This window comes from Acidobacterium capsulatum ATCC 51196 (assembly GCF_000022565.1).
In the GTDB taxonomy this organism is placed as follows: domain Bacteria; phylum Acidobacteriota; class Terriglobia; order Terriglobales; family Acidobacteriaceae; genus Acidobacterium; species Acidobacterium capsulatum.
Genome location: NC_012483.1, coordinates 1,508,305 through 1,525,277 on the forward strand (window position 1 = coordinate 1,508,305; position 16,973 = coordinate 1,525,277).

A 16,973-nucleotide genomic window follows, 5' to 3' on the forward strand; every position below is an offset into this window, starting at 1 on the left:
AGATTCAGGAAGCCCCCACAGTGTACATTCAATCGCCGCCGAATACATCCAATTATGTATCCAATCATTGCTGCGCCGCGCACATTCAGACCGCCCGGGGCCAGGTCCCCACGTGGCGTCCATCCATCTGTTGAGAAGACGCCCCGCCACGATTCTCTTCAGTCAAAGGAACAGGGTCTTGTATTCTAAGAAACGGCCATGACATATCCCACCAACAACCTCAGAATCAAGTCCAGTCGCATCGTTGTTCCTCCCATTTTTCTTGAAGAGGAAATGCCTGTCACCGAGAATGCCTCGCGCACTGTTTTTGAAGCGCGGCGTCAGATCGTCGACATTCTCAACGGCACAGACGATCGTCTGGTCGTCGTGGTGGGTCCCTGCTCCATTCATGACCCTGCGGCAGCCCGCGAGTATGCGGGCCTGTTGAAGAACGCGATTGCAGATCTCTCCAGCGACCTGATGATCGTGATGCGCGTTTACTTTGAAAAGCCACGCACCACCTTGGGCTGGAAGGGTCTGATCAATGATCCTTACTTCGACGATTCCTTCCGCATCAGCGATGGGCTGCGCATGGCGCGCCGTCTGCTGCTCGATCTGGCCGAGATGAGCGTGCCCGCGGGCACCGAATATCTCGACATGATTTCGCCGCAGTATGTGTCTGACCTTGTAAGCTGGGGAGCCATCGGCGCGCGCACCACCGAGAGTCAGGTGCACCGGCAGCTTGCCTCGGGGCTCTCCTGCCCGGTCGGCTTCAAGAACGGCACCTCGGGCAATGTGCAGATCGCCGTGGAAGCGATTCTATCCGCGAGCCATCCGCACACTTTTCTCGGCACCTCTGAGACAGGCCAGGCGTCGATTATGCTGACCTCGGGCAATCCCGACTGCCACATCATTTTGCGAGGAGGCCGCCAGGTGACGAATTATGACGCAAACTCCGTGGCCTCCACTGCCGAGCAAATGGTGAAGACGGGCGTGAAGCCGCGCATCATGATCGACTTCAGCCACGCCAACAGCGGCAAAGACCACCGCAAGCAAGCCGCGGTCTGCGAGGCCGTCGCCGCACAGGTCGCAGGCGGAGAGCGCCGCATCATGGGCGTCATGATCGAGAGCAATCTGGTCGCCGGCGCGCAATCGCTGGCCAAGGACAAGCCCCTCGTGTACGGGCAAAGCATCACCGATGCCTGCATCGACTGGGCAGAGACCCGCACCCTGCTCGAAAATCTGGCACAGGCCGTGCGGCAGCGCCGCGCACACGCCGCCGGCAACGGGCACTAACCCCGGCGAAGACTGCTCACGGATGCGGGTTTGCGGGACCGCAGACGGTGAGCAAGAAAGAACGCGGGCGCGGCAAGCCCAACCGCCCAGTGCAGCACTGAGATCACGGGCCGTACCTTGTCATCGCCCACGTAATAGAGCAGGTATCCGCTCACAATCAGGAAAAGCAGCAAGCCTACAAGGGCCACGCCTGACCGGCGTCGCCGTTGCCGTGGCCACGCAACTGTGATGTGCGTGCCCCAGAGAAGGCCGAAAATCCAGAGCGCGGCAAATGCAAAAGCGCCATGCAGCCGAAGCCACCAGGCGGTCAGCGGATTCTCTGCAGGGCCGAACTCTCCCTGAGTGACGAAGAAGTAGTGGAACAACAGCCAAAGGCCACCGGATAACCAGATGCCCGCTCCGATGATGTAGGTCTGCCAGCGCCATCCCCGGCTAATCCTGACGGTTTTGTGTACTGTGCTGCTCATGCGATTTCTATTCCGAGATGCTGCCAATGGCGGCCGGGATCTTTGATCCAGGCTGCCGCTTCATATTCGAGGAGCAGTCCGGCGCTGTCTTCTCCTTGCGCCATCACCACTTTGGTGAGCGCGTCCGCAGTCATGCAGTGTTCGGCGATCACGCACACAAAACGCCCAGGGGGAGCAGGCCGCAGCCCTGATCCATGAAAGTGGACACTTCGCGAGAGATCCTCACCTGCTCCGTCCCGGGGTGCGGCGCAGGACCCTGCGACACTGCCCTGTGCAAGTTCCAGAACCGGGGCCATACCCTCGTCTGACGGCGCACTGAGCCGAATAATTTCCGCCTCCATTCCCCGCAGGCGAATGTCTCCCCCTGCATTGACGACCGAGTGCGCAATGCCAAAGCCGGCCAGGCACTCACTGGCGCGATCCACAGCAAAGCCCTTGGCAATTCCTCCCAAGTCAATCCAGAGGGGACGATGAAAGTAGACCCTGCCATCCGGCAGCAGTTCGATATCCCGCCACGAGCCCCCCTCAGGCCGCGCAGCCTGCTGAGGAGACGGTAGAACTCCGCGGCTTACCAGCTCCGCGGCCACCGAAATATCAAAGCAGCCCTGCGAGCGCCGCGCGCACTCCTGCGCACATTCCAGCACCGAGTAGGTCAGGGAATGCACGGAGACAGCGCCGCGCGCGGCCTCGCGATTGAGACGGCTCACGTCGCTCTCAGGGGAGTGAAAACTCATCCGCTCATGGACGGCGGCGATTTCCGCGAACGCCGCGTCCATGGCCTGATGCGCTTCATCTGCTGGCACGCCTTCTATCCGAATGCTGGCCAGCGTCCCCAGCCAGGGCTGCGCCCTCTCAGTGACCGGCAGGCTTGAGCACAACTTCATAAGTCACCAGTAGACGTTCGACTCCGTCAGTGATGTGTTTGCACGAGAGTGTCGCGCCCGAGATATTGCGAATATTTTTCCCCAGGCGAAGCTTTGCATCCGCGCCCTGGCCGAGAAACTGCTTCTGCCAGAGCGGATCGCGAATCTGGCTGCCGTAGGCCTCGCGGTACTCGAGTATCTCGATTCCCTTGACCTTCCCCTCGCCGTCAAGCGCCAGCGCAAACGGAATAAAGTCATGCTTGCCGACCACCTCATCGACCAGGAACCATCCCCCGGTCGAGACTCGCCACGCTCGCAACTGCCTGCTGAGCACATGCACTCCAGACAAATGCTCGATCTGTTTGATCTGATCGTGATCGAGCGCCTTAAACTCCTGCTGAAAGGCCGCCCCCGGAAACATCAACTGCTGCGCCTGCGGAACCGTGAGATACACCGTCGCATAGGCTGGACCGCCCGCCAGCACCAGACCTGCCAGCGGCAGGAACATCAATTTCGATTTCATGATTTGTCCTTAGAAGTACCAGCCCACTTTGAGGCGCACCCGGTATTTTTCAAAGTCGTTGTCATAGTCCCGGCCACCCACAATCGTGCCGGGATTGGTGGACTCATGCGTCGTAGCCCAGGGCATCTGCTCCAGGTAGGTGCCGGTGGCAAAGAAGTGCTTACCGGCATAGTGAAGCGATGGACCAGTGAAATAGGCGTCGTTGATCTCTTTATTCCAGAAGGTCCAACTGTCAAACTCGCGCTCATTCACCAGCTCAAAGCCGGCCGACCAGTTCGGAATAAACCGGTAAGAAGCACCATAATCGGCGTTCATGTCGGTCTCGTTAAGCGTCAGCGGACCGGGGCGATCATTTCTCAACTCAGGCGCATAAGTGAAGTTAGCCGCAAGCACGACGCGGTCCTGACGAAAATTCTTCTGAAACAGAAGCCTGTTTTCTGTTTCAAAAAAGTCGCGACCTGCACGCTCCTCTGAGTAGACACCTATGCCCATGAAGTGCTCATAGGGGCTCAGAATGCGGTAGATTGCCTCTACATCTGTCGAGATGTAGGCCGTGCCGCGGTAATGCGCGTTGGGGTCGGGCGAATCAAAGGAAAAGGGTTCCCCCGGCGTCGTCGCCCCGAAGGGGCCGTTATGATACGCAGCGGTCGAATCGTAATCCTGATAAAGCGAAAGCTGAAAGCGATTGCTCAACCCGTAGGAGAACTCGGTGCGGTTCTCCTGAAGCCAGAAGTTCCCCTGAGACTTGGTGAAGCGCGTCGTTGACCACTGCTCCACCTCATACTTCCCCTTGGGCAGCGTATCGGTTGTATAGGTAAAACCGAAGAGAGGTTCATCCGCGCGCGCCAGGGGAGGCGTAAATAACATCAGCAGCAGGAGCGCGGCACAAAGACAACCTCTCTTCCAGTTGCTGCCGCCTGACAGACGTGTTATCAGAAAATACACAGCGTAATTCGTACGAAGCATAGACCCTTCCTTATGACATTGCGCTTGATGCTGGCCTTTGCCGTTGCAGCGGCAGAGGCCAGCGCTGTTTGCAGGTAGGGTTTGCCATGCCAGGGGCTGGACAAACCAGGAAGCAGCATCGGAATCATTGGAATGCAGTAGCAGCAGAACACCACGCTGCGCGAGTCTTGCGCCGTTTACACCTCTGCCCAGCGCCGCAACAGATTGTGATAAATGCCGGTCAGCTTGACGGCATTGGGCGCATTCACATCCGCAGCACCCACACTCTGCGCCACATTGTCGAGATCAAAGAGCAGCGTGCGCGCGCCATCATCCCTCACCATGCTTTGCATCCAGAAGAACGAACTCACGCGCGCCCCTCGCGTCACCGGCAATACTTTGTGCAGGCTCGAGGAGGGATAAAGCACCATGTGCCCGGCAGGCAGCTTGACCGAATGAATGCCGTAGGTATCTTCGATAATTAACTCTCCACCGTCATACTCCTCGGGGCTGCTGAAGAAAAGCGTCGCCGAAAGATCGCTTCTCACCCGATGCGTGGTTCCTTTCAGATGGCGAATCGCATTGTCCACATGCGTTCCAAAAGATTGACCGCCGGCGTAGCGATTGAAGAGCGGCGGAAACACTTTCATCGGCAAGGCTGCCGACACAAACAACGGGTTCTGCCCCAGGCTTTGCAAAATCCACTCGCCTACTTCTTTGGCTACGGGATGGCCTTCAGGAATCTGCATATTGTTTTTCGCGAGCGCTGACTGGTGCCCCGCCGTCACGCGGCCGTCGGTCCACTCCGCGGAATCAAGTTTCTGGCGGATCGTTGCCACCTGCTCGGGAGAAAAAACATCAGGAATCGTCAAAAGCATAAGGTCTTCCTCAATCTGTCAATGTTGATTTTTAGAACTTCCAATGCAGCCCGAAGAGAGCCGATGTGCCCGCGCCCGGAATAACGTGGCCCGGATGTAACTCATCGAGGTAATAGCGATCCAGCAGGTTCTCCACATTCACCTGCAGCGAGACACGCCGGTTGATTTCGTATTTCCCCATCGCGCTGAAGGTCCAATAGCCGGGCGCCGATTCCAGTGACGCAAGTGACTTCAGCGTGGTGCTGTTCGCATCCCGCTTGCCCACAAAGTCACCGCCGCCGCCCAGTTCTAGCCGATGCGTCAGGTGATATTCCGTCCACAGATGAAAGAGATTCTGCGGCACATTCTGCAAAGGCATTCCGACGGCCGCGGGATAATCCGCCCGGGTCACGGCCGAGTCCAGCACCTCGCTGTGCATGAAGGTGTAGCTGGAAAGAAGCTCCCAGCGATCCGTCAGGTGGCCCTGCACCACGCCTTCGGCACCATCCACCCGCTGGTTGCCCGCCAGCACATCCACTGGGGAATCGTTGGGGTCCGGCTCCATCACGTTATCGCGTTTGGTCCTGAAGAGAGCCGTCCGCAGGGTGAGCAGCCCGTGATTCACATTCCACTTGGTGCCCAGTTCAAAGCTCTCGTTCGTCTCAGGAGGCGTGGCCGAGTTGGCCGCGGAAAGCGAAAGCTGCTCGGCTGAAGGGTCAAAGGACGTTCCGTAATCGAAGTAGATCGTGCCGTTTGCTTTTGGCTTATAGACCAGCGCCGCGCGCCAGCTTCCCTTGTTGATGTCCTGCTCAAAGCCTGAACTCTGCGGCTTGCCTGACGGCGCTCCGGTTGTGGGGTATACCCACGTCACCGATTTCTCATTCGCATCGAAGTGATCGATACGGATGCCTCCGCTCAACTGCCAGTGCGGAGTGAAGTCGAAAGTATCAAGCAGATAACCGGCGGCGCTATAGGCATTGGTGTGAACACTGGTGTTAGGGAATACCGTGCCGGAAAAAGGCTGATACGGGTCAGGGTGCAGCAGTGGCGTCAACGGAACCGTGTTGATGCCCGTCACCGGATCCACAAAACGAATGCGCGTGGGATCAGAACTCTCCTTGCCGCCTTCTGCGCCCAGCACCGCCGTCTGCTCCACACCCAGCAGCTTGCCCGTGTAGGTCAGGTTGGCCTGGTCCCAAAGCTGCGCCTCATCGCTGTGGCCGGCAAGCTGGTTGCGGTTCACCATGACTTCACTCAGCGGCGTCTGCGGCGTGATTGCCCCGGAGCTGGCATTGTTGACCTGCGGCTCGCTGATCTGCCACTTGCGCTCATAGTGCGCATAGCGAATCGCGTTCTGCAGCAGCGCATGCGTGCCCATGTCGTGCTCGGCGCGAATGGTGCCAATGTCTACATTGGTGCGAAGAAAGCTATGACTCGCAAAGCCGTAGTAGTTATGCCGCGCCACCGGTGCGGGGTGGCCGAAGTACCACGGGATGCCGTAGTCAGGAATATCGTCTTCCTGCATGTGCAGATCGCTGAACACGAAACGGGTGGGCGTGTTCAAACCAATCGCAAATGATGGAGCCACACCGAAGCGCCGATTCACCGTCACATCGCGCTGCGCCACGCCCGCATCGGTAATCATCGCATCGAGCCGAAAAGCCGCGCCCTGCGCCACATGCGGAAGCGGCTGATTGATATCTGCCGTGAAGCGCCGCGTGCGATCCGTACCGAGATTGCCATCCAATACCATGAAGGGCCGCAGTTCGGGAGCCTTGCTCTCCTGGTTGATCACGCCGCCCGTGGAGCCGCGTCCGAACTCCACGCCGGCCGGACCTTCGAGCACATCGATCTGCGCCAGATCAAAGGGATCGCGGTAATAGCTGCCGAAATCGCGAATGCCATCCAGAAAAATATCGTCTTCAATCGGAAAGCCGCGAATCGTCAGGTTGTCGCCCTGCAGCGCGCCTTCGCCCGCCGCCAGGCTGATGCCGGGCGAGTTGCGCAGCGCATCGTGAAAGGTGAGAACACCCTCGCTCGCAAGCAGATGCTGTGAAATGGTCGTGACGGATTGCGGCGTGTCCAGCAGAGGAGTGGGCAGCTTGGCCAGCGCCAGGCTGTCGCTGATCGAGCCGCGCACCTCCACCGATTGCGCGTTGCGAATGCCGATAGAAACGGTCGCCGTCCCCTGAAAGGCAAAGTCAAGCCCCGTGCGCGCCAGAATCTGCTTCAACGCCTGCTGCTGCGAATAAAGCCCCGAGACCCCCCGCGAATGAAAGCCGGGCACCGTGTCCACGGGAATGCTATACACCACCGTGAGGCCGCACTCCCGCGCAAATTTCCCCAGCACCTCATCCAGAGGCCCGGCCGGAATTTCAAAGCGGCGCACGGCAAGTCTTGCCTCTCCCTTGCCCGCATCCGTGCCTCGAACCTGCGCGTGAAGTTGCGCTGTTTTCCCTGCCGTGCCCGCCGCCGCATACGCCGCAATGGTACCCATGGCGAGCCATGCCCGCTTGCCACGCTTCTGCTTGTTCAGGGACTTTTTTGAGTGATCTTTCTGCCTGCTGCTCAACGTAACCTCGCAAAAGAGCCAAAGAATCTCCGGCTTCTCGGGCACGGATCTCCGCTGGCCAAATTGAAAGGACCGCCTGGAGCACCTTATAGTGAAAGGCATCCCGGCCAGTCCTGGCTGTGGGTCATCAGGCCTCGCGCTGCTCCGCCAAGAGTTTGAGCGTGGGGCCTGAGCGTCTTCAGGGAATCAACAACTGCGACTTAATTGGTCCGAGTTCAATATAAGACAAGATTGGTCGCACTTCAATCCCCGCGCGTGTTTTTTCTCCGCAGCCGCTCGCTTGCCCTCTTCGCTCCCCAGATCGACAAGGTGAGGTCTTTCTCGCCGGTGCTCTTGCAGAGGCATTCAGCAGTGCAACGCGCGGTGTATGCTGGCTTCTCTTGCGCAATCCCGCTCATGGCAAGCATGAACGGGAGCACTCCATACAAGGACTCACCATGACCAGAACTTTTCTTCGTCTTGCCGCCCTGTTCGCGGCTGCTGTTTTTGGATCATCCGCTCTGGCCGCCACTGCGCCTACCGTTCATATTGCGAATGGCGTCGTTCAAGGCACGCATGAAGATGGGCTCAGCATCTATCGAGGCATACCTTTTGCCGCGCCTCCCCTGGGCGCGCTGCGCTGGCGCGCCCCGCAGCCGGTGAAGAATTGGACCGGAGTGCTGCACGCCGATCACTTTGCACCGGCTTGCATGCAGCACCTTGAGGCCTGGATGGGCCCCATTCACGACAGCGAAGACTGCCTTTATCTGAACGTGTGGAGTCCGGCAAAGTCCGCAAAGGCAAATCTGCCTGTAATGGTGTGGATCTACGGTGGAGGCTTCACCTCGGGAGCCACGTCCATCGCGGCTTATAGCGGAGAAAATCTCGCGAAGCATGGCGTCGTGGTGGTGAGCATCTCTTACCGCGTGGGGCCTCTGGGCTTTCTGGCCTTGCCCGCGTTGAGTGCCGAGTCAAAGCATCATGTCTCCGGCAACTATGGCCTGCTCGATCAAATTGCCGGCCTGCGCTGGGTGCAGCACAACGTTGCCGCGTTTGGTGGAGACCCGCACAAAGTCACCATCTTCGGCGAATCCGCCGGGGGTATCTCGGTGAGCATGCTGGCAGCCTCGCCGCTGGCGCATGGCCTCTTTCAGAGCGCCATCTCAGAGAGCGGAAGCTCGTTCGGCCCCACGCGCACACCGCCTGCTCCGGGTGAGAACGTGCAGACGCTCGCCAATGCAGAACGCGAAGGCGCGGCCTTTGAAAAGCACCTCGGCGCAAGCTCGCTCGCGCAACTGCGCCAACTGCCGCCCAGCACCATCGATGACGCAAGAGCAGCGGGTGGTGAGTTCTGGCCCGTGATGGATGGCCGCGTCATCGTGGGCGACGAGTACAACCTCTACAAAGAGGGCCGCTACAATCACACGCCTGTGCTCATCGGCACCAACTCCGATGAGGGCGCGCTCTTCGGCACCCCGCCCACGCGCGAGGCTTATCTGAATGGAGTGCGCCAGCGGTTTGGCCCCTTTGCGGATCGCGTTCTCGCCGTTTATCCGGCCACGCCCGCTGCCTGGCGTCAATCAAGCATGAACCTCATGCGCGACACGGCGTTTGCCTGGGGCACCTGGAGCTGGGCTCGCCTTCAGTCCCGGACGCATGGCGGCCCGGTGTACATGTACTACTTCGATCACATTCAGCCGCGCCCGGCCGACTCCCCGTGGAAGAACGCCATCGGCGCAGTGCACTCCGAAGAGATCGTGTATGTCTTTGAGCACATCAACCAATCGCCCAACCTGCCGTGGACGCCGGTCGATCGCAAGCTCTCCGCAGACATGGCCACCTACTGGACGAACTTTGCCAAGTACGGCACGCCCAACGGCAACGGGCTGCCGAACTGGCCCGCCTTCACCAACGCCAGCGCAAAGGTGATGCATTTCACCAGCGCGCCCACTGTGGGCGGGGTTGCAAATCTTCACAAGCTTGAAGTGCTCAATGCCTACTTCGCCTGGCGCAGAACGCCGCAAGGCGAAGCCTGGGTGAAGAACCACAAGCCGGCTCCGCGGCATGCTGACGCACATTAGAACATCAGGCTGCGGAGTCGGAGACTCCGCAGTGCCTCCAACGTGGTCCGGCTGAGCGGGCGTAAACCGGCATTCTGGGCGCAACTCCCCCCGAAATGCCTTCAACTTTTCATCTTGTGGCGAATGGCTGAGTACATCGTCGGGAGTGAGCGGCCTCGCGAGCGGAAGGCCCTTCTCCCCATTCTTCCTCCTCAAGGAGCTGTCGCACCGTCGATCCAGATCTTTAGAGCGAACTTAAGACGGACGTGCGCTTCCTCCCTGGGAAGCACTCCGGCACCCAGCAGGACAGCAAGACCATGGATCTGTGCCCAAAGCGCATGCGACGCCATTTGTGCCCGCTCTTTGCCATAGACGCGCGCCACCTGTTGGATGAAAAACTCCGTGTTCCTGGCGCACTGCGGGGTTTGCGAAGCCGAGTTCTTCAGATAAAGCGCAAACGCGCGAGGCCGCTCCTGGGCGAAGCGGAGGTATGCTTCGGAGATCGCGCGGATCGACTCGGATGGGCCTTTTCGTCCAATCACTCTCTGCATGACTTCAAGCATTTGAATTCGGACCTCCTCGGCTACTGCAAACTCCAGTGCCGACAGATTCTCGAAATACCGGTAAAGCGCATTTGGAGTTAATTCCAGCTTTGCAGCCAAGGACCGGATAGCAAGCCCATCCAGCCCGTCGCTCTCGACCTGCTCCAAGGCCGCAGCCAAAATGCTCTCGCGGTCTGTCTTCGCCGGATATGCCATCTGTTGACACTGTACATCTTGACCGTCGGCCACCCAAAATGTACGCTGTGAACAATGTTGGTGAACGATGTACACCTTGCTACATCGCTTCGAAGCTGACCACATCACGGAGAATTCATGGCAAAGGTTGTTTTGATCACAGGGGCTAACAAGGGCATTGGTTTCGAAGTGAGCCGCCAACTAGGACGCGCGGGCTTTACGGTGTTGCTGGGGGCGCGCGATGCATCCCGAGGGCGGCAGGCTGCTGACAAACTTATCGCTGAAGGCCTGGACGTCCGTTATGTTGCCGCGGACTTGAATCGCGCATCGGAGAGCAGCGCCGCACTTGCCAGGCAGATCAGAGAAGAGTTCGGGCGGCTGGATGTGCTCATTAACAATGCAGCCATCTTCGACCGGGAAGATGGCCACGCCAGCGATGTCAGCATCGAGACGCTGCAACGCACCTTCGAAACAAACTTCTTCGGCACCGTGGCATTTACGCAGCCTTTGTTGCCCTTGCTGCGCGCTGCGGAGAATGCCCGCATTGTGAACGTATCCAGCGGACTCGGCTCGCTTTCCATCAACGGAGACCCGAACTCGCCGTTTTACGATACGAAGGTGCTGGCTTATAACGCATCCAAGGCCGCCCTGAATATGTTCACCGTGGACCTTGCGTATGATTTGCGCGATACCAGAATCAAGGTCAATTCTGCCTGCCCCGGTTACACTGCAACCGACATGAACAACCACACCGGCCACCAGACGATCGAGGAAGGCGCGGTCGCAATTGTCCGCCTCGCGCAACTGCCCGAAGACGGCCCGACCGGAAGCTTCATTCACAAGGACGGGACCTACGCCTGGTAATCGCCACTGCTGACAGGGGTTTGAAGGAAGCCGGCCACTCTGAAGAGCGGCCGGCTCTTCGAATTGAGTTCTATGGACCCGGTCTGCACCACGGCACGCTACCTGCACACTTCGCCGCCACCAACCCGACGCCCGATGGTCAGTATGGGCCAGAGGGCTTTCAGGAGATGAAGGGGCTGCCTGCCAAGGCGGAATTGCTCCCATGGCGCTGGATATCGCAATCACTGCAAGGCTCTGAACTCAGTGAGCGACTCACCGGGATTGAGTTTCATCCAGCGTGATCGGAATGGAGGATCTCTCCTGAGACCGGCTTTTGAAAACTCATCTTGCCACGTCCATACAGAATGAACGCCTGCAACCGGAGCGACTGATACGACTGCCCGGCACTCGCGTCCTACCGCTGCGCTGCCTTACAAATCCTAACGAAAGCCTCACGTTTCCTGACAGCCCACCGTGTCTCGCCTTCGTAAGCTCGGCGTATGGGCAATCGGCTCCTGGGCGCTGGCCGGCCTTACGGTACATATCCCGTTCATGGGCTTCATTGCGATCAGGATTTCGAGAGTCGGCGGCGACTCTCAATCGTCATGAGGATATTCAGTCACCAATCACGTTTGGCTATGCCGCTAACGTACCTCTGATCGCACGATTGCCTCCAAAGCTGACACGACGCTTTCCGGCTCCACCCGTCCCGTCATATAGTCCACCTCGACATGGGCGAAGCGAATGATCCCACTCCTATCGATGATGAACGTCGCAGGCACGGGAAGTTCATAACTATCCTCGCCGTTGCGAAGAGCAAGATCATTCTGGAACACAGTCCTCGAGAGGTTCTGGACCTCGTCGCCAACACGGAACACGATCCCGAATTGCCGCGCAACCTCATTTCTGAAATCGCTCAAAACAGGAAAGGTCAGATGATTCTTCTCTGTCACCAGGAGCCCACCATCAGGCTTCTCAGGAGAGACTGCAATGAGACCGGCTCCGAGTTTTTTGATCTGAGGAAGCGCCTGCTGCAGCGAGCGCAACTCAAGATTGCAGAACGGACACCACTCGCCGCGGTAGAAGCTCATAACAACCGGGCCTGCCTTGAGCAATGTCGTGAGCGAAACTTCATGGCCGTAGGCATCCGGCAGTGAGAAATCAGGAGCGCCATCGTTGACCTTCCGTGCCTGGTCCAGGACACCGGACGACCGGACTCGACTCATGTCATCGGTAAGAATCTTGAACTGATCTCCGAGGCGCTCCTGGGCCTTGGCCTTAAAAGCTTCTGCTTCCTGCATGTAGGACATTTGTTGCTCCTTGACGTAGATGTAATCAGATGGCTGTTTGCAGCTCCGCTGCAAAGGAATGTTGCCGGGAAGAGGAATCGGACTCGCATCAAGAGACGCCGAACCGCTCAGGAAAGTGCGGGATAGGTGGTATAGCCTTCAGCGCTTCCTCCGTAGAAAGTCGTTGGATCGGCTTCATTCAGAGCGGTTCCGAGTTGCAGCCGGCGCGGCAAATCCGGGTTGGCCAGAAATGCTCGACCGTAGGAGACAGCATCGGCACGCCCTGTTCGTAAAGCGTCCTCCCCGCGGGGCCCGTCATATCCGCCGTTCACCACGTACAGACCTCTCCAAAGTGTTCTGAGATAAGCTGACATGGCAAGATCCTCGTCGCTGCTGCCTTTGCTATTCTGCGCGGTTTCAACCACATGAAGGTACCCGAGTCCATAGTTGCCGAGTCTATCGAGCGCAACAGAGAAGGTTTCGCGCGGGTTGTCATCTCTCATGTCGTTGAATCCGCCCGTCGGCGAGATTCGCACGCCCACGTGCTTGCTATCCCAGACTTTGAGGATCCTCTCGACTGTTTCATTAAGAAAGCGAGCTCGATTCGACGCACTCCCTCCAAATTCGTCTGTTCGCTGATTTGATCCTGTCTTGAGAAACTGATCGATCAGATATCCGTTGGCCGCATGAATCTCGACGCCGTCAAATCCTGCTTCCTTTGCGTGGATGGCGGCCCGCTGATAATCCTCAAGGGTCTCTTTGATCTCGCCAGCCGTCATGGCAACCGGCTCTGAAACCGGCACCATGCCTGTGGCAATGAGTGTCTGGCTATTAGCCCGGATTGCGGAAGGAGCCACGGGTTGCGCGTTGCCGGGCAGCAAGGATGTATGAGAGATTCGACCGACATGCCATAGCTGCAGAAAGACCCGGCCTCCCCGTTGATGAACGGATTCCACGATGCGGCTCCATGCCCGCACCTGTTCAGTGGAATGAATTCCTGGAGTGTTGAGGTAACCCTTGCCCATGGGCGAGATCTGCGTCGCCTCAGTTACGATGAGTCCGGCCGAAGCGCGCTGCGAGTAATAAGTTGCTGCGAGTTCGCCCGGGACCCCGTCAGCCGTTGCGCGGTTGCGCGTGAGCGGCGCCATGAAGATGCGATTTGCCAGGACCAGAGATCCGAGCTGAACAGATTCGAAGAGTTTCACCATTCTTGTTCTCCTGTGATTCAACGGCGTGGTGTGCTGATTGAGAGGGGTTCGAAGAAAAGGCCTTTGCCATTTCGGAGTCCCGCCAACTGATTAGTCCATGGTTCAGCGGGGAATGAGGCGGAAGCTCATTGTGCATCTTCTGTGCGCAGCCTCTTCCAGACACTCAAGCCAGTGAGCAATGCGAGGAGCAGAACGGTTCCGGGAATGATAGGCGGTTTGATACCGAGAGGAAGAACGCTTGCGGGCACCCCGGGCTGCAGATGCACATAGATGGCCACGCACATCTGGCTGAGCAGCAGCAAACATGCGGCTAGACGGAGTTCGTCTTTTCTCTTTGCAGTCAGCGTTCTCCAGACCCATGGCAGCAGAAAGAGCACCCCCGTCATCATTTCCGTTACTTTGCCCGCGAGAAGCGCCTCGTGGGGGAGATGACTCTGCTGAATCTGGATAGCGAACCATCCACGGAATGGCTGGAAGAATTTCAGAAATCCGAACATCAGCATCAGAATTCCCAGGAACAGCGAGGAAGCATTGGTGAGGCGACGGGACATTTTTCCACTTTCCGTATTAGGGATTTTCAGCCCAAGACAGACAGGTGTGTCTTGAACATCACCAGTATAGACAGACAGGTCTGTCTCGTGTCAATATAAATCCGATGAAAATAATGGAAAAATCTGATTCGCGAGAGAGAATCCTCGCGGTAGCCGACGGCCTCTTTTACTCCGAGGGTGTTCGCGCAACCGGCACCGAGAAGATCATGTCCATCGCTGAAGTCGCAAAAGCGACCTTTTATAGGCACTTCGAAAGCAAGGATGCTCTCGTGCTCGCATACCTTGAAAAGCGCGATCAAGATTTTTGGGACTCTATCTCTCAACCCACTCCGGCAAAAGATCTGCGCGAGGCTCTCACTCGATTGGAACAAATGGCGAATAAGCCGGAAATCGTCGGTTGTCCGTTCCTTCGGATTGCTTCAGAGTTCCCTGATCCGGCCCATCCATTCCATAGCCGCGCCATCGAGCACCAGAACAAAATTGTTGACTATTTAACTGCTCTGCTCGAACCCTTCAAAATCGACAAACGAGCGGCGGCAGCGGCGATACTGAGCATCATCGACGGCGCCCTCTCCCTCCGAATGCTCTATGGAAATTCCAGGGTGGTCCGGATTCTCTCGCCCGCCGAAGCAGTCCTCCGCACCTTTCAGAGTTCGCGCCCTCAACGCCGCAGATGATTGGATGGAACCGTAAAGTCTCGTCCGGTTACGCTCCCCCCGGGCCGTGTAGACGCGGAATCAGACCGATAACCAAGAGGGTAACTGCCTCTCTGTCGTAGATGGCATAACCACACTCATTTAGCTCGATGCTGCCGGCGCAGATTGTGGTCGCAAAGCGCGTTATCGCCAAACCACTCATGGACCTTGATTGCTCCCGTAATTTCGGTCGAGCTTCAAAATTCTGAAAATGTACCCTCAATAACCTCAGCTATCTAAGTCAACGATCCGTCAGCCTCGGCGAGCGCCCAGACCATGCCTGTCTCGTATATACAGTCTACCTTTACAGGTAGACTGTATATACGAGATGCTCGTTTCATAACCCACCCTAGCCTCTTTTTGCCTGCGAGGAAAAACTCGTTTGCGATTGGCGCGTTCATGCCATCTCACCCGCATCTCGCCGCGAGTGGCCTGAGCTTGAAGGACCCTGGCGATGTATGCGGGCGCAGTCATGTGTCCTGGTAGATTGATCTTCGCCGGAACCCGCAGGATGACAGCAAGGTTTCAGAACGCCGTTCTCTGCCTCTTCGGCGCGCTGTTTGGCGTCGCAGTTCCGGGTTGGAAGCGACTGTTACCTTCTTTGCCAGGCTCTGATCGCCGGACAGAAGAGCGGTACCAGCCATCTGTCCTTCGCGCAAGCCCGAGACGTCTCTCGCGTGCACGGAGCGTCTCGAAAGGCCCTGGCAGTAATCCCGATCAGGAATGAACCCGCATCGCGACAATTTCGCCGTGCGGAGCGTCGGCTTCCAGCGTGTCGCAACGAACCAGAATCTCAAAGGGCCGCAGCGAACCATCTGGCATGAGTGCCCGCTTGATCCAATGATCCAGATCAGAATCCTGCATCAGGATGTTGGCCGCCGCCTGCGTGCCCGCCATACTAAGCCCCTGGATGAGCAACACGTGGCCGGAAGCATTCAGGTTGGGCAGATAATCGATCACGCTATACGTAAGATGGTGCGAAGTCCCCGCGAGATTGCGATATACCGCCTCTTCACCGGCCGCAGGACGTTCATTGGCAATGTAGGACTCGTTCACAGAGGAGCCGAACGTCGGACGAAAATTGAGCTGATTCTCAAAGAGCGAAACCCAGGGATCGGAATGCACCGAACCGAGAAGGATGACATTGAATTCGCGAAAATCCTTGAGGCTCAGAAAGCGCGGATACCGAACAAAACAGCGGTCCGGCTGATAAAGCCTCATTCGGCTGAGGCCCAGGATGATATCCAGTGATACCAGGCTCGTGTAGTGCTGGCTCTGCAGGTCGTTCAGGCTGCCATCGTCTCGCCCGGCGGTCACCGGCGCCCCCGCCAGATAATGGGCAAGCGTCATTGGCCGATGGGTCAGATTTTCGAGCACACCGATACCGCTATCCGCCGGAACAATGAGCGTATTTCTATCCTGCTGAAACATCTCACGCCACACCAGCAGCGCAGCAGCGGGGGGCGTCCTGCCCGGGGCGGCGGACAAGCCCTGAAACCCGTTGGGGGCAAAGATCAGAAAAGCGGCCAGGCAGAAGAACGCGCCCGCTAGAAATGCCAGCGGAAGCCGCAGGCGCGTCAGGAGACGGACACTCGTCCCTATATATGGCAAGGCGGCCGGCGGCGGCTCCGCTACCTCCCGGTCAGTGGCTTTCGCTGTTTCTTGAGGGTCAGTGTCGCAACTATCTCCTGCATCACTCTCTACCTTTTGCGGTTGAAGGATCTCAAAAAAGGGAATGTAACCTCCGCGCGGGATGGTGAGACGGAACGGCTCCGCAGCGCCCTCTAGCTGGAAGTAGTCCTCGATGCGCTTGCGAAGGATGCGCGCGTAGTTTCGAACCACATTGTCTTCGGCAGGGTTGTAATTCTCGGGGCGGTGAAATACTTCCACACCGATGCGCGTTTCACTGATCAGGTGCTCGCGTCCGCTGAGCTGCAGACGGCATACATAGAGGAGAAAGCGCGGAAGAAACGCCGACTTCCGAAAGCTCTTACTGCCGGCGATCCTGAGCGCAAGCTGCCACTCCGGACACTCGTCAAGATCAGAGCCGGAGAGCTCCAGCTCACCTTCACGATCGGAGTCGGTTGGAATGCGGTGGGGAGCCGACAT

At 58.1% G+C, this 16,973-nt stretch carries 16 protein-coding genes; 5 read left to right on the forward strand and 11 right to left on the reverse strand.

Going from position 1 to position 16,973, the window contains the following annotated elements:
- Positions 1-198: 198 nt before the first annotated feature.
- On the forward strand, positions 199-1,275 hold the full coding sequence (locus tag ACP_RS06090) for a 3-deoxy-7-phosphoheptulonate synthase (RefSeq protein ID WP_015896417.1): 1,077 nt from the start codon (positions 199-201) through the stop codon (positions 1,273-1,275).
- Here ACP_RS06090 and ACP_RS06095 read toward each other — a convergent pair.
- From ACP_RS06095 to ACP_RS06120, 6 genes are all read right to left on the reverse strand, one after another.
- Complete coding sequence (locus ACP_RS06095) at positions 1,272-1,742, reverse strand: hypothetical protein (RefSeq protein WP_041839343.1); 471 nt, start codon at positions 1,740-1,742, stop codon at positions 1,272-1,274. The two genes, ACP_RS06090 and ACP_RS06095, sit on opposite strands and share 4 nt — an antisense overlap.
- On the reverse strand, positions 1,739-2,626 hold the full coding sequence (locus ACP_RS17240; protein ID WP_015896419.1) for an FAD:protein FMN transferase: 888 nt from the start codon (positions 2,624-2,626) through the stop codon (positions 1,739-1,741). Before ACP_RS17240 ends, ACP_RS06095 begins: the two co-directional genes overlap by 4 nt.
- On the reverse strand, positions 2,595-3,128 hold the full coding sequence (locus tag ACP_RS06105; RefSeq protein WP_015896420.1) for an FMN-binding protein: 534 nt from the start codon (positions 3,126-3,128) through the stop codon (positions 2,595-2,597). Before ACP_RS06105 ends, ACP_RS17240 begins: the two co-directional genes overlap by 32 nt.
- Before the next feature lie 9 nt (positions 3,129-3,137).
- The gene (locus ACP_RS06110; protein WP_015896421.1) at positions 3,138-4,094 is read right to left on the reverse strand and encodes a DUF6662 family protein; all 957 of its coding nucleotides are present in this window, start codon (positions 4,092-4,094) and stop codon (positions 3,138-3,140) included.
- A 176-nt stretch (positions 4,095-4,270) separates the two neighbouring features.
- A complete protein-coding gene (locus ACP_RS06115; protein ID WP_015896422.1) occupies positions 4,271-4,951 on the reverse strand; it encodes a Fe2+-dependent dioxygenase in 681 nt (226 codons plus the stop codon).
- Between the two features lie 31 nt (positions 4,952-4,982).
- Positions 4,983-7,547, reverse strand: coding sequence for a TonB-dependent siderophore receptor (locus ACP_RS06120; protein WP_041839344.1), 2,565 nt, complete (start codon positions 7,545-7,547; stop codon positions 4,983-4,985).
- A 392-nt stretch (positions 7,548-7,939) separates the two neighbouring features.
- On the opposite strand from ACP_RS06120, the gene ACP_RS06125 reads away from it, so the two are divergent.
- Positions 7,940-9,562, forward strand: a complete 1,623-nt coding sequence (locus tag ACP_RS06125) for a carboxylesterase/lipase family protein (RefSeq protein WP_015896424.1) — start codon at positions 7,940-7,942, stop codon at positions 9,560-9,562.
- A gap of 191 nt (positions 9,563-9,753) precedes the next feature.
- Here the strand turns inward: ACP_RS06125 and ACP_RS06130 are convergent, their stop codons facing one another.
- Positions 9,754-10,299, reverse strand: a complete 546-nt coding sequence (locus ACP_RS06130; protein ID WP_169305934.1) for a TetR/AcrR family transcriptional regulator — start codon at positions 10,297-10,299, stop codon at positions 9,754-9,756.
- 117 nt (positions 10,300-10,416) lie between these two features.
- Between ACP_RS06130 and ACP_RS06135 the strand changes: the two genes are divergently transcribed.
- The gene (locus ACP_RS06135) at positions 10,417-11,142 is read left to right on the forward strand and encodes an SDR family oxidoreductase (RefSeq protein ID WP_015896425.1); all 726 of its coding nucleotides are present in this window, start codon (positions 10,417-10,419) and stop codon (positions 11,140-11,142) included.
- Between the two features lie 20 nt (positions 11,143-11,162).
- Positions 11,163-11,423 carry a Rossmann-fold NAD(P)-binding domain-containing protein gene (locus ACP_RS18290; protein WP_015896426.1) on the forward strand — a complete coding sequence of 87 codons (261 nt, stop codon included), beginning with the start codon at positions 11,163-11,165 and terminating at the stop codon, positions 11,421-11,423.
- A 342-nt stretch (positions 11,424-11,765) separates the two neighbouring features.
- Here the strand turns inward: ACP_RS18290 and ACP_RS06145 are convergent, their stop codons facing one another.
- From ACP_RS06145 to ACP_RS06155, 3 genes are all read right to left on the reverse strand, one after another.
- A complete protein-coding gene (locus ACP_RS06145; protein WP_015896427.1) occupies positions 11,766-12,431 on the reverse strand; it encodes a peroxiredoxin-like family protein in 666 nt (221 codons plus the stop codon).
- A gap of 107 nt (positions 12,432-12,538) precedes the next feature.
- Positions 12,539-13,618, reverse strand: coding sequence for an alkene reductase (locus tag ACP_RS06150; RefSeq protein WP_015896428.1), 1,080 nt, complete (start codon positions 13,616-13,618; stop codon positions 12,539-12,541).
- Between the two features lie 125 nt (positions 13,619-13,743).
- Positions 13,744-14,169 (reverse strand): hypothetical protein, encoded by a 426-nt coding sequence (locus ACP_RS06155; RefSeq protein ID WP_015896429.1) that lies wholly within the window; start codon positions 14,167-14,169, stop codon positions 13,744-13,746.
- Between the two features lie 113 nt (positions 14,170-14,282).
- On the opposite strand from ACP_RS06155, the gene ACP_RS06160 reads away from it, so the two are divergent.
- Positions 14,283-14,846, forward strand: a complete 564-nt coding sequence (locus ACP_RS06160) for a TetR/AcrR family transcriptional regulator (protein WP_238525668.1) — start codon at positions 14,283-14,285, stop codon at positions 14,844-14,846.
- Positions 14,847-15,581: 735 nt separating this feature from the next.
- On the opposite strand, the gene ACP_RS06165 is transcribed toward ACP_RS06160, so the two are convergent.
- Positions 15,582-16,973, reverse strand: coding sequence for a hypothetical protein (locus tag ACP_RS06165; protein WP_015896431.1), 1,392 nt, complete (start codon positions 16,971-16,973; stop codon positions 15,582-15,584).